The organism is Azoarcus sp. DN11 (assembly GCF_003628555.1).
In the GTDB taxonomy this organism is placed as follows: Bacteria; Pseudomonadota; Gammaproteobacteria; order Burkholderiales; family Rhodocyclaceae; genus Aromatoleum.
On sequence record NZ_CP021731.1, the window covers coordinates 1,078,409 to 1,096,168 of the forward strand.

Annotated in this window: 19 protein-coding genes, 1 tRNA gene and 1 pseudogene; 7 read left to right on the top strand and 14 right to left on the bottom strand. The window is 62.8% G+C overall.

The window, feature by feature from the left end; genetic code table 11:
- The first annotated feature begins 2 nt into the window (after positions 1-2).
- Positions 3-78 (top strand) — tRNA-Phe (locus CDA09_RS04835).
- 72 nt (positions 79-150) lie between these two features.
- Here the strand turns inward: CDA09_RS04835 and CDA09_RS04840 are convergent.
- The 10 genes from CDA09_RS04840 to CDA09_RS04880 all read right to left on the bottom strand — a co-directional run bounded on the left by CDA09_RS04840 (position 151) and on the right by CDA09_RS04880 (position 6,435).
- Positions 151-1,128 carry a tyrosine-type recombinase/integrase gene (locus CDA09_RS04840; RefSeq protein WP_121427581.1) on the bottom strand — a complete coding sequence of 326 codons (978 nt, stop codon included), beginning with the start codon at positions 1,126-1,128 and terminating at the stop codon, positions 151-153.
- 2 nt (positions 1,129-1,130) lie between these two features.
- A complete protein-coding gene (locus CDA09_RS04845) occupies positions 1,131-1,361 on the bottom strand; it encodes a DUF4224 domain-containing protein (protein ID WP_121427582.1) in 231 nt (76 codons plus the stop codon).
- A 15-nt stretch (positions 1,362-1,376) separates the two neighbouring features.
- Complete coding sequence (locus tag CDA09_RS23260; RefSeq protein WP_164844368.1) at positions 1,377-1,550, bottom strand: hypothetical protein; 174 nt, start codon at positions 1,548-1,550, stop codon at positions 1,377-1,379.
- A complete protein-coding gene (locus tag CDA09_RS04850; protein WP_121427583.1) occupies positions 1,547-2,194 on the bottom strand; it encodes a hypothetical protein in 648 nt (215 codons plus the stop codon). Before CDA09_RS04850 ends, CDA09_RS23260 begins: the two co-directional genes overlap by 4 nt.
- A gap of 73 nt (positions 2,195-2,267) precedes the next feature.
- Positions 2,268-4,142 (bottom strand): replication endonuclease, encoded by a 1,875-nt coding sequence (locus CDA09_RS04855; RefSeq protein WP_121427584.1) that lies wholly within the window; start codon positions 4,140-4,142, stop codon positions 2,268-2,270.
- A 12-nt stretch (positions 4,143-4,154) separates the two neighbouring features.
- The gene (locus CDA09_RS04860; protein ID WP_121427585.1) at positions 4,155-4,352 is read right to left on the bottom strand and encodes a hypothetical protein; all 198 of its coding nucleotides are present in this window, start codon (positions 4,350-4,352) and stop codon (positions 4,155-4,157) included.
- Positions 4,353-4,500: 148 nt separating this feature from the next.
- Positions 4,501-5,157 carry a helix-turn-helix domain-containing protein gene (locus CDA09_RS04865; RefSeq protein WP_121427586.1) on the bottom strand — a complete coding sequence of 219 codons (657 nt, stop codon included), beginning with the start codon at positions 5,155-5,157 and terminating at the stop codon, positions 4,501-4,503.
- 108 nt (positions 5,158-5,265) lie between these two features.
- A complete protein-coding gene (locus CDA09_RS04870; protein WP_121427587.1) occupies positions 5,266-5,703 on the bottom strand; it encodes a helix-turn-helix domain-containing protein in 438 nt (145 codons plus the stop codon).
- 70 nt (positions 5,704-5,773) lie between these two features.
- Positions 5,774-6,181, bottom strand: coding sequence for a type II toxin-antitoxin system VapC family toxin (locus CDA09_RS04875; protein ID WP_121427588.1), 408 nt, complete (start codon positions 6,179-6,181; stop codon positions 5,774-5,776).
- Positions 6,181-6,435: a type II toxin-antitoxin system Phd/YefM family antitoxin gene (locus CDA09_RS04880; protein WP_121427589.1), complete on the bottom strand. Its 255-nt coding sequence runs from the start codon at positions 6,433-6,435 to the stop codon at positions 6,181-6,183. The genes CDA09_RS04875 and CDA09_RS04880 overlap by 1 nt, the downstream gene beginning before the upstream one ends.
- Before the next feature lie 611 nt (positions 6,436-7,046).
- Here CDA09_RS04880 and CDA09_RS04885 point away from each other — a divergent pair.
- The 3 genes from CDA09_RS04885 (at position 7,047) to CDA09_RS04895 (ending at position 8,544) form a co-directional block, all read left to right on the top strand.
- Positions 7,047-7,661 (top strand): DUF6088 family protein, encoded by a 615-nt coding sequence (locus CDA09_RS04885; protein WP_121427590.1) that lies wholly within the window; start codon positions 7,047-7,049, stop codon positions 7,659-7,661.
- Positions 7,662-7,765: 104 nt separating this feature from the next.
- Positions 7,766-8,044 (top strand): type II toxin-antitoxin system TacA family antitoxin, encoded by a 279-nt coding sequence (locus tag CDA09_RS04890; RefSeq protein WP_121427591.1) that lies wholly within the window; start codon positions 7,766-7,768, stop codon positions 8,042-8,044.
- Positions 8,041-8,544, top strand: coding sequence for a GNAT family N-acetyltransferase (locus CDA09_RS04895; RefSeq protein WP_121427592.1), 504 nt, complete (start codon positions 8,041-8,043; stop codon positions 8,542-8,544). Before CDA09_RS04890 ends, CDA09_RS04895 begins: the two co-directional genes overlap by 4 nt.
- A gap of 182 nt (positions 8,545-8,726) precedes the next feature.
- Here CDA09_RS04895 and istB read toward each other — a convergent pair whose 3' ends face one another.
- Positions 8,727-9,548 carry an IS21-like element helper ATPase IstB gene (gene istB / locus CDA09_RS04900; RefSeq protein WP_121427593.1) on the bottom strand — a complete coding sequence of 274 codons (822 nt, stop codon included), beginning with the start codon at positions 9,546-9,548 and terminating at the stop codon, positions 8,727-8,729.
- Entirely contained in the window at positions 9,541-11,034 is a 1,494-nt protein-coding gene (gene istA, locus CDA09_RS04905) for an IS21 family transposase (RefSeq protein WP_121427594.1), read from the bottom strand. Before istA ends, istB begins: the two co-directional genes overlap by 8 nt.
- 249 nt (positions 11,035-11,283) lie before the next feature.
- Here istA and CDA09_RS04910 point away from each other — a divergent pair, with 249 nt between their 5' ends.
- Positions 11,284-12,306: an IS110 family RNA-guided transposase gene (locus CDA09_RS04910; protein ID WP_121427595.1), complete on the top strand. Its 1,023-nt coding sequence runs from the start codon at positions 11,284-11,286 to the stop codon at positions 12,304-12,306.
- Positions 12,307-12,618: 312 nt separating this feature from the next.
- Positions 12,619-12,795 (top strand): annotated as a pseudogene (locus CDA09_RS04915) (transposase); the annotation flags it as partial.
- 538 nt (positions 12,796-13,333) lie between these two features.
- Here CDA09_RS04915 and cysN read toward each other — a convergent pair.
- Both cysN and cysD read right to left on the bottom strand, forming a co-directional pair.
- A complete protein-coding gene (cysN, locus tag CDA09_RS04920) occupies positions 13,334-15,247 on the bottom strand; it encodes a sulfate adenylyltransferase subunit CysN (RefSeq protein ID WP_121427596.1) in 1,914 nt (637 codons plus the stop codon).
- Positions 15,247-16,131, bottom strand: coding sequence for a sulfate adenylyltransferase subunit CysD (cysD, locus tag CDA09_RS23765; protein ID WP_353616647.1), 885 nt, complete (start codon positions 16,129-16,131; stop codon positions 15,247-15,249). Before cysD ends, cysN begins: the two co-directional genes overlap by 1 nt.
- A 750-nt stretch (positions 16,132-16,881) precedes the next feature.
- Here cysD and CDA09_RS04930 point away from each other — a divergent pair.
- Positions 16,882-17,661 (top strand): sulfite exporter TauE/SafE family protein, encoded by a 780-nt coding sequence (locus CDA09_RS04930; protein WP_121427597.1) that lies wholly within the window; start codon positions 16,882-16,884, stop codon positions 17,659-17,661.
- Positions 17,662-17,760: the final 99 nt, after the last annotated feature.

Sequence of the window (17,760 nt, forward strand, 5' to 3'; positions counted from 1 at the left end):
CCGGCCAGGTAGCTCAGTTGGTAGAGCAGCGGATTGAAAATCCGCGTGTCGGCGGTTCGATTCCGTCCCTGGCCACCAGAATTCAAGCCGGTTCCAGCCTTAGTGCTCGAACCGGCTTTTCTACAAATAAACCCCGCGTTTCTACAATTCTCACCGCAGCGGCTTCACGCGCTCGCCCTTTCGTGCACGCGTGTAGTGCTCTGTCATGTCCCGTTTGGTGTGGCCGAGAAGCTTCTGAGCGTGACCGAGGTCGCCCGTGTCGGTCGCAGCCTTAGCCCGAATGTCCCGGAATTGGAAGGTCGCGCCGGCTGCTTTCCTGGCTTCGTCGAATCGGTTCCGCAGCATCCAGTAGGTCAGGGGCTGGCCGTTTTCGTCTTGAACGAGCCAAGCGCCTTTCACCTTTGCCGGGCGACTCGTAATGCGTTCGATGACCGCCGCCAACTCGCCAACGATCTCGATCGCAAGCTTCTTCCCGGTCTTGTTCTGCTTCACGTGCAGACTGCCATCCCGGATGTCGGCGCGGGTCAGCTTGAGCACATCCGCGGGGCGCTGCCCGGTGAGCAGTGCCAGGTCCATCGCGTCTTGCAGCGTGTAGTGACCTTTCGCCCGAACCGCGGCGAACTCATCGTCCTCGACATATCGGTCGCGGCCGGTTTCCTTGTGACCTTTCACGCCGGCGCAGGGGTTCGGGGCATCCGTGTAGCCCCATTCCCGCGCCTTGTTGAAGACGTGCGACAGCAGGGCCTTTTCCCGGTTGGCGCGCGTCTTCGCCTGCTGGCCGCGAAGATCGAGGTAAGTGCGCACGTCCTGCGGTCGAATGCTGTCGATCGACACCGATCCGAACACGGCGACCAGCTTTGCGAGTTCGGCCTGGTTGTCCCGCTGGGTCCGGATTGCCTTCGTGGGAATGACCTCGCGTTCATATCGCCGGGCGATGATTGCGAAGGTCTTGTCATCGGGATTCGCCGCTTCGCCTTCCAACTCGGCCCAGCGCAGCCGCGCCTGGTTCAAATCCTTCCCCAGCTTGATCCACTGCCGCGGCACCGTGGAGGTGACGTAGTAGAACGTTTCCCCCTTCCGGTGCATCCGAGGCGGCAGGTTCAGGTCTCGAGTACGACGACGGCCCATGTTCAGCGCCCTCGCAGCGCGGCAAAGTTCGGACGCCCGCCGCCCTGGACGGGCGCCGCCGCGTCGCCGCCCCCGAGGCGGCTTTTCGCATAGCTGCGGCCAATGACCGGGCGGTTGTTTCGGTTCTGCTCGAACACCCAGCCGCGATCCTTCAGCCAACGGCATTGCAGGGCTGGCACCTTGTAGCCGGTCAGCTCGATTACCTCGTCCTTGGAAAGGAACATCGGTTCCATTCGAGTGATCTCCGATCAATGCGCGCACTGCATGCGCTGGCGAGCTTTCAGCCGGCGCGCCTTGTTCCGCGAGGGGCGAAAACCCGAAACGGTCTTTCGCAGTCTCCCGAGCAGACGGGCGTAGTTGATCGCGAGAGTAAGATGCTCGGCCGGATACTGAATTGCCGTGACATCGCGAATCGGTTTCATGCGGTTGCTACCTTGCGTTGCGGCTGGGGGACTGAGTTGGCGTGGGGAAAGTCCATGATTCGGGCGGTTGCAATACGCCCGAGCAGATCGTTCAGGCGGTCTTGCATTCCGCGCAGCTCGTCTGTAATCCCGTCGGTGAGGTAGAGCGTTCGGAGGCGCGCATTCTCCGCTTGTGCTTCTTCCAGTTCCTTCCGCAGGCGGTCGGCTTCCCATTTGTGGTTGTCGCGCTCCGCGTAGAGCCGGGGCAGGGCGTTGAGCTCAGCCGGAAGCAGGGCGAGCCTGCCCACGTCGGGGGAGATCAAGGCGCCGGTTTGGCGGTTGATGAACCATCCGTCCCAGGTTTCATGCGAGAGCCGAAAGGCCGCGCTTTCCGAGAGAAGGCGAAGGGTCTCGACGGCAGCGAAGGGAACGGCTACCGCATCGGTCTCCCAGGCGGCAACGGTGCGCGCGCTTACGCGCAGGTAAGTTGCGGCCTGCGCGCGTGTCAATCCGACGACGTGCTCCCGAAGGAAACGGAAGCCGGCGCCAGTTGCCTCGCGTGCAGGATTCGACGCGATGAGCCAAGCCGGATGCTTGCGGCCGAACACCTGTGTAATGCGATCGACGCCGGCAGCATCATCGATGTCGGGATTCATGCCGTTCATGAAATAGGACCAGCGGGAGCGATCTCCTACCGACTGGACAGGCTTTGTGCTCCGCTTGGTCGTGGATGCGGGTTTAGACGTGCGTTTCATCGAAATGAGGTCCCGTAAAAGGTGGACGAGCAGTCAAATCTGATGGGAGCTGCCAGTCGGAATGGCTTCGCCCTGACAAGTCCGGCCAGTGGTGGCCGTGGTTTGATGGGAAAGGGGCTTCTCGGCGGCCGTCAGGGGCGGGCGGCTGCGTACAGTTATTCAAACGAGTCCAAGGGGTCCGGGCTCGCCGCTTGATTTCCCACTCCCGGCGCAGCGAGCGGACCAGGCGCCGCGGGTCGGCAGCGAGATAGAGGCCGCAAGGCTTCGGGGGCTGGGGCTCCATGTAGCGGCCCAGTCGGCCGGCGTCTTCCTTGGCGAGCTTGATGCGGTGGAATTTGCGCGGCGTGGTGACCCCGCCGATTGCTTCGCAGAAGGCGCCGAAGTCGGCACGGTCACCCGCTTCGGTGCGGCGATGCACAGCCTTGCACGCCTCACGGATCGCCTCGGGCGCTTCGTGCAGGGCCTCGGGAGGTACGCGGCGCGCTTCGCGCCACAGCCCGACCGGCGCGGCCCGCCATTGCTGGAACTGCCGGATTCCATGCGTAGCTGCCCAGGCCCGGACGCGTTTCGCCGCGGTGGGGGCGTCCTGGCCGTGCTCGGCGTCGTTCAGTCCGAAGCCATCAACATTCTTGGCGACATACTTTGCGACGTAGCCGACTGCCGTGCCGCGCTCCCAGTCGATCCGTTCGAATTTGCACCGCGCGCTTCGTGCGCCGCGCTCGTCCGGGGAATCCTGCATCGCGTAGTGAGTAAAGACCGCCTGAAGCTTTTCGGCTGCCGACTCCGGGCAGAAGGCCAGCAGATGCCAATGCGGCGTGCCGTCGTGGTGCGGTTCGGCCACGCGTAGGCCGTAATACTCGATGCCGTCGCGATCGAGCTTCGAGCGGATGCGAGCACCGATCTTGCACAGATAGGCTTGAGCTTCGCTTGGTGTCGTTCCGTCGAAGGCGGGGTTTCGGTTGCCGCTGGCGTGGTGAATTGCATGCATGCGGCTGGGGCAAGTGAGGGTAGCGAACAGGGCCACGTCGCAGCGCTTACGGGCTTGCTCTTCCATGCCGCGAACGCGCGTCATCAATTCCGCGCGGCGCTTATCCGGAGAAGCGACGCCAAGCGCCGACAGATCTTCCAAGGTGAAGACCTCTCCATCGTCATTGATCGCCTCGAATCCGGCGAGGAACGCAGCATTCGCGCGCTGCCGTCGTGTAAAGCGCTCGAAGCCTGGATCGCTGACATACAGCCCGCGCCGTGCCGAAACTAGGCCCAGCTCGCGCGCCAGCTCTTCGAGATTGCGGCTTGCCGTCGTGCGAAGTTGCCGAATCCACCATTGATGATCGGTCAGGCGAGCGATCAGGCCTGCCAGGTGATCCGCTTTCGGCGGTTGGGCGCCGAGGTGCCGACAGACCTTCTCGACCTGCATGCGCATTGCGTCCTGCGATCCTTCCGCAAGCGCTTGCCGCAGTTCGGCCGGTGATAGCCCATTGCGCTCGCACCACTCGCGGCCCGCCGTTGTCAGCAGCTCCGGCGCGCGGATTGCGGAGAGTTCCGCAAGCAACGTGGCGCAGCGCTTTGCCTTTCGTTCGGCAGCCGCGCCGATGTCGTCTTCTGATGCGTTGAATGGAATGTCATGCGCGCGATACCGGCCAAGGAAGCCGAGCAGCCACCGGTTTCCGTCTGCCATGTCTTCCGCCTGGCGCGCTCGCAACTCGCGAAGGACTTCCTTTCTGATGCCCCGTGGAAGGCCGTCTAGTTGTTCCTTTTCCCAGGCGTCTTGCTGCCGTTCGCGGCAGGCCTGTGCCTCAAGGGCATTAAGCTGCGCCCTCGTAGGCAAGGCTTCGGCCGGAATGTCGTGGAGGTTCATCGCGGGCCGCGCTTAGGCCTCGACGGGAACGCGTTCGAAGCGTTCGCCGTAGAAGCGTTCAGCCAGCGCGGCGACGTCGGCGGCTGCATGCTCGCAGAACGTGTCCGGCTTCATCACGTCGCCGAACATCAAGAAGGGCATGCCATCGGGCGACATGCAAACGAAGTCGCCCGATACCACCCCGCGCAGGGTGTAGAGGGTTGCGCACATGGCGTGCCTCAGCGCGGGACGGGCGTTTGAGTCGGTTTGGTGTGCTGGCTGAGATAGACCGCAAGGCCAATCAGCACAGCGAGGACGAAGCCGCCGGACTTCGAAGCAACTCCGCACATGGGGAATGCGGACAGAGGAATCGGGCCGCTCATGCTTCGCCCCCCTCTTCGGACTGCTCCTCGATCAAGCCAGCCCTGACGAAGGACTCGCGGGCTTGCTCAATCATGGCGCCAGCAATGGTGTTGTCCGCGAGTCCGATGCTATCGGCGTTCAAGCCCACTTCGGGCCACCCAGTTACGGAGCGGAGAAGCAGGTAGTTTGCGGCCAGTAGGCTATAGGCTTCGCCGATCGCGTGCTGTGTATCCGCCGACAATTCGCCGTCACCAAAGAAACTTTCATTGCGCTGCAACTCGTTGTTGAGCAGCGCCACGAGGCGAATGTCGTTGCTCTTGATGGCTTCCTTGGTTGCAGCCAGAGCTTCTTTTGATACCGACTCGACCGCGCGGAACATCAAACCGTCATCGGTGTAGCTGCGGATTTCGGGAACTTCTGTCGTGGTGATCTCGGCTTCGGCGAAGCTGAGTTCCACTTCGTCACCATTGGCCCGGGCTTCTTCGGCCTTGGCCTCGTAGAGGTCGCGCAGCTTGCGGAGTTGAGCCTTGGTGAGGCGGGTCAGATGCCCATTCTCGAAATCCGAGAGATAGGCGCGGTTGATGCTGAGTGAGGTTGCTACGTCAGCTTGCGAAAGGCCCAACTCCCGGCGTGCGTCGCGGGACCGGGAAGGGGTGATAGTAGTTTGCTGCATATTTTCTCCAATCGGATACGAAATGTTCCGTAAGGAGAATACTGAGCCGCATCGCTACTCGCTGTCAATCATTTCTGATAAAAAATTATCCGATCGGATGATTTTTCTCTACGAGGGCTCTTTTTTTTCTTTTACCTGGCCCATCTTGATGCCGTGGGCGAAGTCCCTGTTCGCACTTCGGTTGGGAAGGCGTTCGCGTGCCGTTGCGGTTCCGAGCAATGCCAGGAGCTTCCGTCCAATGTCTGCATCCTCTTGGAGGTCGGAGTCCCATTCATGTCCCAAGATCAGCCAATTCGGCGAAACGTTAAGGGAATCGGAGAGCAGTCTGAGTTCCCGAGCGCCCGGCAGCCGGTCCCCCTTTTCGTACCGGTAGAGTGTTGGAACGGAGATGCCTTCTGCTGAAGCGTATTCAAACTTGCTTGTTAGCACCGAGAGTTCTTCAACACTGAGGTCCAACTCCTTCCGTCGTTGCCGGAGGCGCTCGGCGATGCCGCGCTCGGGCTCCTGTAGAAGGTTGGCGAGTTCCTGCTTTTCGTCGTTGTTCATGCAAATGTCACTGATATACAGCGGTTGTTCAACTTTCGAAAACCCGCATGCTTCCTTGGTCTTGCAGCGGTTATCCGCCCACTACGCCAACCCCTGAAATGCTAGCGGCCGCTCTCATTGGTTCATCTTTTGTCGCAATCGGAAGTTGAAGCCGCAAGGCCAATTCCAAGTAGGCGGCGTCGTAGCTGCTCAAGTTGTACCGCAAGGCGAGTGCCAACAATTCAGACGGCCCCGGCGTGCCGGTATCGATCTCGATAGGCAGGCTGCAAATCTGCTCGATGATCTGTTGCGCGTGGGCGGCGACTAGTCGCTGCTTTCGGCACGCTGTCCGCAGGACATTGGCGAACTCCAGTTGCCACAGCGCCGGAACGATTGCCCTGTCGTCTTCGAGTAGCGCGCTGATCGCTTCAGTGTAGGGCGTCGCTTGGTCTTCCAGGAACCAGCCTGTGACGACCGAGTTATCGAGGATGAACGGCATCAGTCGCGGCCGTCCTCGATCGCCTCACGAACGTCCATGCCAAGGGTGACGCCCTGGCGAAGAGCGCGCAGCCTCGCGAAGGTGCCCGCGACTCGCTCACGTTGGGTCTGCAAGGTTGCCGAAGCAGGTTCGGCAGCGACGATCCGGGCGACCGGCCGGCCACGCCGGGTGATGGTAACTTGCTCCCCGTGCTCGACGGCCGCGAGCAGTTCGGAGAACTTGGTCTTCGCCTCGTAGATGGGAACGGTCTTCATGGTCTGGCGCCTGAACGAGTTGGTTGGCCAGATTATAGGCGGATGCGCCGTGCCGCGTGCTGACAGGCGCTCGCCATGCTTCTACAATCCGCTTCCGCGTCCATGAATGGCGAGGGTTGTAGCCCGACAGAAAGCCGGGGTTTGTAGAAGCATTTTCCCGTAAACCGCTGATATTTGGCGACATGCAGATAGATTGAAAATCCGCGTGTCGGCGGTTCGATTCCGTCCCTGGCCACCAATATTCAAACCCCAACCACTCTCGGTTGGGGTTTTTTCTTATCTGCTCCCGCCAGACCCGCGAACACGCGCGAAACGCTGAGTAGGTTTGCGGACTTCGCCAGTCTGGCTGGCTACCCATCTGTGGCCACATAGCGCTCTCTCCGGGCCATTTCTCTCCCTTTCCTCTCGGCCAAAAAACCGCCCGAAGTCCGCAGGCGTCACGCCATAGGTCCATGTAAATCAACAGGTTGCGCGTTAATTGATCAATCGGTTGTTTTTTGGCATTGGTAAGCAATCGGTGATTTCGTCTTTGGCTGGCACGTTCAGGCAATCATCTGTCGTTTGCGGTTTGTCAGAAGTAAATATACACTTCTGACAAACGGAGTCCGACCATGAGCCATCTTGCTGAAACGATCTTGTCCGCTGCGCAAGCCCTGCCCGAGGGTGGCTTGCTGTCGGCCAAAGAGTTCCTGCATCTGGCCTCCAGAGCTGCGGTGGATCAGACCCTCACCCGTTTGACGCGCGAAGGCAAGCTGATGCGCGTTGGACGCGGCGCCTACGTTGCACCGGTGGTCAGCCGCTTTGGGACACGCCCTCCCTCGACCGAAGCCGTGGTCAAGGCCATTGAGTCGGCCAGCGGCGAGGTGATCGTTGCCAACGGAGCCACTGAAGCCAACGCACTTGGTTTGACCACCCAGGTGCCCACCCGTGAGGTATTCCTGACCTCGGGGCGCTCACGCAAATTACAGCTCGGCAACCGAACCGTCGAACTCAAGCATGGCAATCGGTGGCAGCTGGTGCTGGGTGCGCGTCCGGCTGGCATGGCGATCCGTGCCCTTTCCTGGTTAGGGCCTGAGCAAGCATCCTCGGCACTGAAAGTGCTCCAGACCAAACTACCCCCGGCAGAATGGGCTGCCATGCGCTCTGCCCGAGCCGTCCTGCCCAGCTGGATGGCGCGTGCAGTAAGCGAAGTCACTGATGGGTTTTTGGTCGACTCATCAACGTAGCAAAGCTACGGAAACTTGGAAGTCGTTGACCTGGACGAGAAGGACTTGTCCTGACGACGTCCGGACGTATACAATAACGACATGAATAACTTGGAGGGCAAGTCATGAGCGCTGCCAATCTCTCAAAAACCGAACGCATCGACGTTCGTGCAAGCACGCTGATCAAGCAGTTGTTGCAGGATGCTGCACGTGCCAGCCACAAGAATGTCAGCGAGTTTCTGCTTGATGCAGGGGTGACGGCAGCCGCGCAGACGCTGGCGGATCGTCGCCAGTTCGTGCTCGACGAGACGCAGTGGCAGGCGTTCCAGGAAGCGCTGGATCGGCCGGTGCAAAGCAAGCCGCGCCTGAAGAAGTTGTTGCGTGAGCCCGGGGTGCTGGGTTGAGCGATGGCTACTCACCCGTTCGCAAGCTGCTTGCGACGGATCAGGTCGATGCTTTTGACTGCGGCCAGGCTGCGCTGAACCAGTTCCTGCAGCGCTACGCGCTCGTCAACCAGAAGGCCAACAGCGCGCAGACCTACGTCTGCTGCCAGAGCGAGGTGGTGGTCGGCTTCTACAGCCTCGCCGTCGGCAGCGTCGATCCGGAGGCGGCGCCGTCAAGAGTGATTAAGGGGCTCGCGCGTCACCCGGTGCCGGTCATGATCCTCGCCCGGCTCGCGGTAGACAAGGCGCATCATCGCCAAGGCCTAGGCCAGGCCTTACTCAAGGATGCTCTGCTGCGCACCGCACAGGCCGCCGACATCGCCGGCATTCGTTGCCTGCTGGTCCATGCTAAGGACGATGCGGCACGGCAGTGGTACGAATCCTGGGAATTCGAGCCCAGCCCGACCGATCCGTACCATCTGTTCCTGATGCTCAAGGATCTCAAGAATTTGCTGAGCTGATCCCAATCAGCGCCCGCTGCTCTGTCCGCGCGCGTTGAATTTTGACCCCCCGTGTGCACCGAATTCTGACCCCGGGGGTTTAGCCGTTCATCATTGATTGGCTGTATTGAAGTGTAGTCGTATCGACCGAGGGGGAGGAAGCGGCGAAGGGCGTAGCCCGCAGCCGCTTCCTCCCCCTCGGCTCAGAATGGCGCGTCCGGCTCCGCGGTCACATCCAGGGACTCGACGGGCCGCGTCGCCCGGCTCGCCTCGCGCGCCCGGACGCGCGCCTTGGCCGTCTGACTGCTTTGCTGGAAACGGAAGGATTCGTTGCCCGTTTCCACGATGTGGCAGTGGTGCGTGAGACGGTCGAGGAGCGCAGTCGTCATCTTCGCGTCGCCGAACACGGAGGGCCATTCGGCAAAGGTCAGGTTCGTCGTGATGATCACGCTGGTGCGCTCGTAGAGCTTGGAGATCAGGTGGAAGAGCAAGGCGCCGCCGGCCTGGCTGAAGGGCAGATAGCCCAGCTCGTCGAGGATCACGAGGTCGACGTGCATCAGCGCGTGCGCGAGCCGCCCCTGTTTGCCGGCGGCCTTCTCCAGTTCCAGACTGTTGGCGAGCTCGACGGTGGAGAAGAAGCGCACCCGCTTGCCGTGCTCGGTGATCGCCTTCACACCCAAGGCGGTCGCGAGATGCGTCTTGCCGGTCCCGGTTCCGCCGATGAACACGACGTTGGCGGCGGCGTCGGTGAAGGCCGCGGTGGCGAGTTCATCGATCAATTTTGCATCGACTTTCGACTTGTCGAAGTCGAAGCCGGCCAGATCGCGGTGCATGGGGAAACGCGCCGCCCCCATCTGATAGCGGATCGAACGCACATGGCGGTCGGTGACTTCAGCCTCGAGCAGACACTGCATGAGCCAGCCGGCACTCTGGATGCCGACGCCGCCTTCCGCGAGCAATTCCTCGTAACGCTGGGCCATGCCGTGCAACCGCAGCGATTTCAGTTCGGCGACGATCTCACGCATGATCGTTCTCCGCGTGCAGACGGTCGTAGCGGCCGGCGTCGGCAAGCGGTGCCTCGGTCACCGCGAGTGCCGTCTCGAGGGGGGCCGGTGGGGGTGCCTGGCGCAGGCGGGCGAGCACATTCTTGACGTGCTCGGCGCTGGGCGAGCCGGATTCGAGGATCACTTCGACCGCCACCAGCACGTTCTCCAGGCCATGCCGGGGGACGTGCGCCAGAATGTCGGCCATCAGGCGGTCGCCGCCCGGGCGTTTGACGAGCAGCGCCCGCAGTTGCTGCAGCGGCGCCGGCAAGCCCTCGAAGGGTGCTCCGTTGCGCAACGCGCCCGGCTTGCGTTCGAGCAGCGGCAGGTAGTGCTGCCAGTCGTAGATGACCTGGCCACGCTCGAAGCTACGCGCATGGGTGGCGACGAGACCGTCCTCGGCATGGATCTCGATCCGCTCGGGGTACAGCCGCAGGCTCACCTTCTGGTTGGCGAAGGCGCACGGGACCGAGTAGCGATTGCGCTCGTTCGTCACGAGACTGGTACTGGACACCGGTACGATCGCCTCCACGTAGCCATCGAAGCTCGGCACCATCGGCATCAAGGCATCGCGCTCAAGCGTGAGGGCGTCGGCGATGGTGAGGTGCTCGGCGTCCGGGTACGCCAGTTCCGACCACAGCGCCTGGCAGCGCACCTCAAGCCAGGCGTTCAGTTCGGTGAAACTGCCGAAGCGCCGTTGTAGCGCCTCCTGCCACAGGCGCCGCCGGCTGTCCTGCACGTTCTTCTCGACGACCCCTTTCTCCCAGCCGCTGGCAACGTTGCAGAAGTCCGGATCGAACAGGTAGTGCGCCGCCATCGCCGCGAAGCGCGTATTGACGATGCGCCGCTTGCCCACGCCAACCTTGTCGACGGCGGTCTTCATGTTGTCGTAGATGCCACGCCGGGGAATGCCGCCGAACACCCGGAACGCACGCGTGTGCGCATCGAACAGCATCTCATGGCTCTGCGTCGGGTAGGCCGCGAGCATGAAGGCGCGGCTCGCACAGAGCTTCGTATGGGCGAGCAGCACCTTGCGATGGAAGCCGCCGATCACCAGCGATTCCTCGCTCCAGTCAAACTGGAAGGCCTCGCCGAATTCGAATTTGAGCGGGATGAAGCTCGATTTCGCAGGCTTCCCACCGGCCTCGCGCCAGCGTCGCACGTACTCGCTCACCCGCGAGTAGCTGCCCGTGAAGCCCAACTCCTTCAACTGCCGAAACAGCACCAGCGCCGTGCGCCGCTCCCGCTTCGCCCGTCGGGCGTCCGCCTCGAGCCACTGCACGAGCCGCGTCTCGAAGGGCGCCAGTACCGTCTCCCGCGCCGTTCGCCGGTACTTCGGTTCGGCTCCCTCGCCAGCCCTCAGCCATTGCCGCACGGTGTTGCGTGCCAGCCCCGTGCGCCGGCAGATCTCCTTGATCGACAGACCGTCGCGAAAGTGCAACCGCCGAATCTTGCCCAGCATGTTCATGGTGATCATCTCCTCGAACCCTGCTCAAACATCGAGCAGGCAGGTTAATCACCAGGGTCAATTTTCAGCGCGCACAACCCGCGAAAGGGGGTCAATTTTCAATGCGTAGCAACACAGCATCACAAGCACATGAAGAGCACCAACATGCTCGAACGGCTCAACGAATGAAATGGACTCCCCCTGCACCTGGGGCATCGGTGTGCCAGATTGGGATTGCGAAAGTCTCAATCACGGTGAGGAGGAGTCGAAATGAACGTTACCACTGTCGGTATCGACCTGGCGAAGAATGTATTCAGTGTGCATGGGGTCGGGAGGGATGGCAAGGTGCTGCTCAGGCGAAGTGTCGGACGGGCCGATCTGCTGCCGATGTTCGCGCAGATGCCGCCGTGCCTGATCGGTATGGAAGCGTGTTCGGGGGCGCATCATTTCGCACGCGAGCTGCGCCGGCTCGGCCACGACGCGCGGATCATGGCCCCGCGCTTTGTCGCCCCGTACCGTAAGAGCGGGAAGAACGACGGCAACGACGCCGAGGCGATCTGCGAAGCGGTCGCGCGGCCAAACATGCGCTTCGTCGCGGTGAAATCGGTCGAGCAGCAGGCCATCTTGGCGCTGCATCGCGTGCGCAAGGAAGTGTCCGACCAGCGCACGGCGCTCATCAACCAGCTGCGCGGAATGCTGTGCGAATTCGGCATGGTGTTGCCGCGCGGCCGCTACAGTTTCCGCCACAAACTGCCGCCAGTGCTTGAAGACACCGGCAACGGCATCCCCGAGCTCGCGCGCCGCCTGTTCCGCGAGGTCAATGAACGCATTGGCGCGCTCGATGCGCAAATTCTCGCCTACGACCGCGAGATTGAAGCATTGGCCCGCCACAGCGAAGCGGCGCAGCGCCTAATGGAAATGCCCGGCGTTGGATCGATCACCGCCACCGCGATCGTCGCGAGCGTCGCCGACATGAAGGTCTTCAAGAGCGGGCGCGAATTCGCCGCCTGGCTCGGTTTGGTCCCGCGTCAATATTCGACCGGCGGCAAGGTGCGCCTGGGGCGCATCACCAAACAGGGCGACGTCTATCTACGAACGCTGCTGATCCACGGCACCCGCGCGGTGCTCGCAGCACTGGGTACCAAAAATGACCGGCTGAGCCTTTGGATCCGCTTGCTGATCGAACGGCGCGGCTACCGCAAGGCCACTGTTGCGCTGGCCGCCAAACATGCACGCATGATCTGGGCGATCCCCGCCAAGGGCGACGCGTATCGGCGCCCGGCCGCTGTGTAGTCTGCAAGGAAGAAAGAAGCGTCTCACTCCCTCACGCTGCGAGGACATTTCGTTGATGCGATGACGGTTCAAACCGACGCGGGCGACCCTGGTTAACTCCAAGGCGGCAAAGCCAGACCGGCTAACGAATGAGGGCCCCGCGCGGCGCATTGTCATCAGGGCCAGAGCGCATGTCGCTCACCAACAGGCCGCATGTAGAGCTGCAGTTTGTCCTTCACCGGATCGACGAAACCCCATGAGCGCGAGATCGGAGGAGTCGGTATTGAATGACGGCCTAGAAAAAGCCCCTTGAAAATCGGGGGAGTCCATGTAGAGGAGATCAAGCGGCGCACCCACGTCGTGCGCATCTTCCCCAATACCGATTCGTGCCTGCGCCTGATCCGCGCGCTGTGCGTCGAAACGCACGAGAGCTGGCTCGAGGACAACCGCTATCTGAACATGACTCTGCTCGCCCAGCAGAAGAAGGAGGCCCTGCGGCTGGCCGCGTGAGGCCGCACCCGCTTTTAGCGCCGCTTCGGGCTACGCCCTCCGCGGCGCCGAAAGCGAAATGACATCAACCAAGCCGTGCTCAACCCAAATTGCACAACTTGACGCACACAACTTCATGCGGACGCCCAAGGTCCATGCCTCGGAACTACGGGCGCCTGTTGAAATGTGAAATTTGCTCCCAAGTCTTGTGCATCAAAGGCTTGTTGAACCAAGCTGGTTTTGCGGTAGGATGGCAAACGGCCAAAGTTTTCGCATCGGCACGTAAGGGCAGACATAATCTGTTTTACGTACGTTCATGCTGCTGTGGGTGGCGGGCGAGTCTCCCACCACCAAGGGATTTTCAAGCACTTAGCCCAGCCATCGCGCTGGGCTAAGTGCTTTTGGCGTCTGGCATTTATCGACGCGTCGGGCATGTCGCCATTTCATGCGGATGACGTGATTTCCGTGGTGCGTGCGACGATCCGGGGTGGTCTGATCCGGCTGATCGAACCGCGGCGCAGTCGAGGGAGCGTTTTCCGTGCTCCCTCGACCGGCCGCCTCACCGCGAATCGGTGAGCCGCTGAACCAGATGAGATACCGTGTCCTGCAGGGACGCTTGCCTGGTATCGACGATCAGGTTCGGATGTTCCGGCGGCTCGTACGGGCTGTTGATGCCGGTCATGTTCGGTAGCTGCCCGCTGCGCGCCTTCTTGTAGAGCCCTTTCGGATCGCGCTGTTCGCACAGTTCCAGCGGCGTATCGACAAAGACCTCGACGAAGTGGTCCTGGCCGATGAGCTCGCGTGCCATCTCGCGTTCGGCGCGGAAGGGGCTGATGAAGGCGGTCATCACGATCAGGCCTGCGTCCATCATCAGCCTGGCGACCTCCGCGACGCGACGGATGTTTTCCACGCGGTCGGCATCGGTGAAGCCGAGGTCCTTGTTGAGCCCCTGGCGGACATTGTCGCCATCCAGAATGTAGGTGCGCTTGCCCTGGGCGTGGAGCTCCTTTTCCAGCGCATTGGCGATGGTGGATTTGCCCGAGCCGGACAGGCCCGTGAACCAGATGACCTTGCCCTGGTGGCCGTTGAGCCGTTCCCGGTCCGCGCGGCTGATGCTCAATGCCTGGCGGTGCACGTTCTGCGCGCGGCGCAGGTTGTGGCGGATCATGCCGGTCGCCACCGTCGCGTGGGTGAACTTGTCCACGAGGATGAAGCCGCCGAGCGTGTGCGACTGCTCGTAGGTGTCGAACACCAGCGGCTTGCTCAGCGCGAGGTTGACCACGGCAATGTCGTTCAGCCCCAGCTTCCGGCACGACTCGTGCGCCTGGGTGTTGACGTCCACGCGATACTTCAGCGCCGTGATGCTGGCGGTCGCCCATTGGTTGGCGAGCTTCAGCTCGTAGGCGCGGCCGACGAGGCCGGCGTCGTCCTGCATCCAGACCAGGGTTGCCTCGAACTGGTCGGTCATCTCGAGCGGCTGATCGGCGCGCGCCAGCACGTCCCCCCTGGAGCTATCGACTTCGCGATCCAGCACGAGGGTCACGGCGTCGCCGGCGTTGGCGGCAGCGAGGTCGCCGTCCGCGGTCACGATGCGTGCCACGCGGGCGACTTGGCCGGATGCCGTGACCCGCACTTCGTCGCCCACTGCGAGTTCGCCCGAGGCCAGGGTGCCGCTGAAGCCGCGGAAGTCGGCATGCGGCCGGTTGACCCACTGAACGGGGAAGGCGACCTTGGCATGTGCGGGCGGTTTGATCTCGATCGTCTCGAGGCGCGCCAGGAGGGTCGGGCCCTGGTACCAGGGCGTCAGCGCCGACCGCGCAGTGATGTTGTCACCCTTGAGTGCCGAGACCGGGATGGCTGTGACGCTGTCGAACCCCAGCGCCGCGGCCATGTCCTTGAACGAGGCCTGGATCGCGTCGAAAACCTGCCGATCGTATGCCGCCAGATCCATCTTGTTGATGGCGAGGATCACGTGCCGGATGCCGACCAGCGAGACGAGATAGGCGTGCCGGCGAGTCTGGGTCAGCACGCCGTGTCGGGCGTCGACGAGGAGCACCGCGACGTCGGCGGTGGAGGCGCCGGTGACCATGTTGCGCGTGTATTGCTCGTGGCCCGGGGTGTCGGCGACGATGAACTTGCGCCGTGGCGTGGAAAAGAAGCGGTAGGCGACGTCGATCGTGATGCCTTGCTCGCGTTCGGCGGCCAGGCCGTCGACCAGCAGGGCCAGGTCGATCTGGTCACCCTGGGTGCCGTGGCGCTTCGAATCCGCCGCAAGTGCCGCCAGCTGGTCATCGAAGATCTGTTGCGATTCCCACAGCACGCGGCCGATCAGGGTGCTCTTGCCGTCATCCACGCTGCCGCAGGTGATGAAGCGCAACGTGTCCTGATGGGCTTGCCGGGCCAGCCACTCGGCAACGCTCAGCGCTTCCTGCCTGGCTTGGGCGGTCTCGCCCGATTTCTTGATGCGTGCCATCAGAAATAGCCCTCCTGCTTCTTCTTTTCCATGGAGCCGGCGCTGTCGGTGTCGATCCTGCGGCCCTCGCGTTCCGACTGGCGGGCGTGGATGACTTCCAGCAGGACATCTTCCAGCGTTTCGGCTTCGGACTCGACCGCCCCGGTCAGCGGGTAGCAGCCGAGGGTGCGGAAGCGCACCTTGCGGATCTGGATCTCTTCGCCGGGCAGCAGCCTGCAGCGCTCGTCATCGACCATCATGATCATCCCGGGCCGCAGCACCACGGGCCGTGGCCGGGCGAAGTACAGCGGCACGACCGGGATGTTCTCCTGGTAGATGTACTGCCAGATGTCGAGTTCGGTCCAGTTCGACAGGGGAAACACGCGGATGCTTTCGCCCGGGTTCTTGCGCGTGTTGTAGAGATTCCAGAGCTCGGGGCGCTGATTCTTCGGTTCCCAGCGGTGGGTGGCGGTGCGAAACGAGAATACCCGCTCCTTGGCGCGCGATTTCTCCTCGTCGCGGCGGGCTCCGCCGAAGACCACGTCGAACTGGTAGTGGTCCAGCGCCTGCTTCAGCCCCTCGGTCTTCGTGATGTCGGTGTGCAGGGCGGAGCCGTGGTCGAAGGGGTTGATGTTCTTCTCGATGGCTTCCGGGTTGGTGTGCACCAGCAGGTCCATGCCGCACTCGCGTGCCATGAAGTCGCGGAACAGGTACATCTCCTGGAATTTCCAGCGCGTGTCCACGTGCAGCAGCGGAAACGGCGGGGGCGCCGGGTAGAAGGCCTTGCGCGCCAGATGCAGCATGACGCCGCTGTCCTTGCCGATGGAGTACAGCATCACCGGGTTCCGGGCTTCGGCCACGGCTTCGCGGATGATGTGGATGCTCTCGGCCTCGAGGCGCTTCAGGTGGTGCGAAACGCCGGTGCGGCCCCTGGCCGCATCCTGCCTTGGTTGCGCCTCGAGTACGGGGCGGTACGCCTGTGGACAGGTGCCGATCCGCGCGAGGTCGGGCATATCCCGCAGCTGGCCGACCAGGGCGCCATGTGGAAATGCAGCGATGGGTTTTCCGATGTGTCGCTGCAGTTCGCCGAGTGCCCGCCGGACGTGAGCGGCATCCGCGGCCGCCAGCGGCACCCAGAAGCGCGCGCCGCGGGCGTCGTTGGCGTGCAGGCAGGGCTTGCCGTTCGGTAGCGGGTGCAACTGGACGAACAGCACGCGGTCGCGCCGCTTGCGCGCCTGTTCAATCGCCCAGTCGAGCACCAGGCGATTGGGGGGGCGGTCGAGCTCGTCCAGCAGCTGATTTTCCGTGAGCTCTTGAGGAAGCACCCCGAGTGACTGCAAGCGACGTTCCGCGGTGCGCTTGGTGTCCGCCTGGCCGGTGTGCTTGAGATGCTCGTAGGCCAGTTCGGTGTCCCAGACCTGTTCCGCATCGAGCCCGAACAGGGGGTGATCAGTGCTTGTCGCGGTTTGCATTATTTGAGAATTTTATTTCAATGAAGCTAATGCTACCATGCAAAAAGTGTTTTAATTGCGAGTAATTCACAAAATGCGACATATTGATTTGGCGCCCTTGGCCGCTGCGTCGATGCTGGTCCCTCGCGCGGATGTCGTCCGCCCCGGTTTCATTGCGACGCGTCACGGCGTGTCGATCGCCGCATGATCGCCGGCGAATACACGCTGGCCGGCGCGCTGACCGGTTTCGTCATCGGCCTGACCGGCGTGGGCGGCGGCGCCTTGATGACCCCGATCCTGTTGCTGATCTTCGGGGTGTCGCCGACCACCGCCATTGCGACCGACCTGTGGTTCGCGGCCGTCACGAAGATCGTCGGCGCACGCGTTCATCACGCCAACGGCCAGGTCGACTGGCAGGTCGTCAGGCGTCTTTGGCTGGGCAGTCTGCCGATGGCCCTGTTGATCGTCGTGCTGGTGAGCCTCGGGGCGCAGGTGACGAGGGTGGGCTTCCTCTCCAGGGCGATCGGCGTGGTGATCCTGGTCACGGCGGTCGGGTTGCTGGCCGCCCCGAAACTGCTTGCGTCGGCCAGAGGCCGGCGAATCGGTCAGCCGGAGCGTTTCAAGGCCGTGCAGCCCGCGCTGACCGTGACCTCCGGCGCGATCCTGGGGCTGTGCGTGGCTCTGACATCCGTAGGGGCCGGCGCCTTGGGCAGCGTGATGCTGCTCTACCTCTATCCGCTGCGCATGACACCCCACCGCCTGGTCGCGACCGACATCGTGCATGCCATTCCGCTGGCAGTCGTCGCGGGTACCGGTTACCTGTTTGCGGGCATGGTGGACTGGTGGATGCTGGCAAGCCTGCTGATCGGGTCGATACCCGCGGTCGTCGTGGGCAGCACGCTCGCCGGCAAGGTGGCGGGGCGCGGCATTCAGGTCGCCCTGGCGACGGTGCTGATGGCCGCCGGGGTGAAGGTCCTGGTGTGACGCATGGGAAAAAGTGAGGCAGTCAGCGGGCCGCCGGATGCCGGCGCGTATCCGTTTGCGTTGCGATATCGGCAACAGAATTGACTGATTCCGCGCAAT

What these genes read in the sequence shown, in the direction of transcription:
- CDA09_RS04840 (WP_121427581.1), bottom strand. Translation starts at nt 1,128, where the DNA reads ATGGGCCGTCGTCGTACTCGAGACCTGAACCTGCCGCCTCGGATGCAC.
- CDA09_RS04845 (WP_121427582.1), bottom strand. Translation starts at nt 1,361, where the DNA reads ATGGAACCGATGTTCCTTTCCAAGGACGAGGTAATCGAGCTGACCGGC.
- CDA09_RS23260 (WP_164844368.1), bottom strand. Translation starts at nt 1,550, where the DNA reads ATGAAACCGATTCGCGATGTCACGGCAATTCAGTATCCGGCCGAGCAT.
- CDA09_RS04850 (WP_121427583.1), bottom strand. Translation starts at nt 2,194, where the DNA reads ATGAACGGCATGAATCCCGACATCGATGATGCTGCCGGCGTCGATCGC.
- CDA09_RS04855 (WP_121427584.1), bottom strand. Translation starts at nt 4,142, where the DNA reads ATGAACCTCCACGACATTCCGGCCGAAGCCTTGCCTACGAGGGCGCAG.
- CDA09_RS04860 (WP_121427585.1), bottom strand. Translation starts at nt 4,352, where the DNA reads ATGTGCGCAACCCTCTACACCCTGCGCGGGGTGGTATCGGGCGACTTC.
- CDA09_RS04865 (WP_121427586.1), bottom strand. Translation starts at nt 5,157, where the DNA reads ATGCAGCAAACTACTATCACCCCTTCCCGGTCCCGCGACGCACGCCGG.
- CDA09_RS04870 (WP_121427587.1), bottom strand. Translation starts at nt 5,703, where the DNA reads ATGAACAACGACGAAAAGCAGGAACTCGCCAACCTTCTACAGGAGCCC.
- CDA09_RS04875 (WP_121427588.1), bottom strand. Translation starts at nt 6,181, where the DNA reads ATGCCGTTCATCCTCGATAACTCGGTCGTCACAGGCTGGTTCCTGGAA.
- CDA09_RS04880 (WP_121427589.1), bottom strand. Translation starts at nt 6,435, where the DNA reads ATGAAGACCGTTCCCATCTACGAGGCGAAGACCAAGTTCTCCGAACTG.
- CDA09_RS04885 (WP_121427590.1), top strand. Translation starts at nt 7,047, where the DNA reads ATGAGCCATCTTGCTGAAACGATCTTGTCCGCTGCGCAAGCCCTGCCC.
- CDA09_RS04890 (WP_121427591.1), top strand. Translation starts at nt 7,766, where the DNA reads ATGAGCGCTGCCAATCTCTCAAAAACCGAACGCATCGACGTTCGTGCA.
- istB (WP_121427593.1), bottom strand. Translation starts at nt 9,548, where the DNA reads ATGCGTGAGATCGTCGCCGAACTGAAATCGCTGCGGTTGCACGGCATG.
- istA (WP_121427594.1), bottom strand. Translation starts at nt 11,034, where the DNA reads ATGAACATGCTGGGCAAGATTCGGCGGTTGCACTTTCGCGACGGTCTG.
- CDA09_RS04910 (WP_121427595.1), top strand. Translation starts at nt 11,284, where the DNA reads ATGAACGTTACCACTGTCGGTATCGACCTGGCGAAGAATGTATTCAGT.
- cysN (WP_121427596.1), bottom strand. Translation starts at nt 15,247, where the DNA reads ATGGCACGCATCAAGAAATCGGGCGAGACCGCCCAAGCCAGGCAGGAA.
- CDA09_RS04930 (WP_121427597.1), top strand. Translation starts at nt 16,882, where the DNA reads ATGATCGCCGGCGAATACACGCTGGCCGGCGCGCTGACCGGTTTCGTC.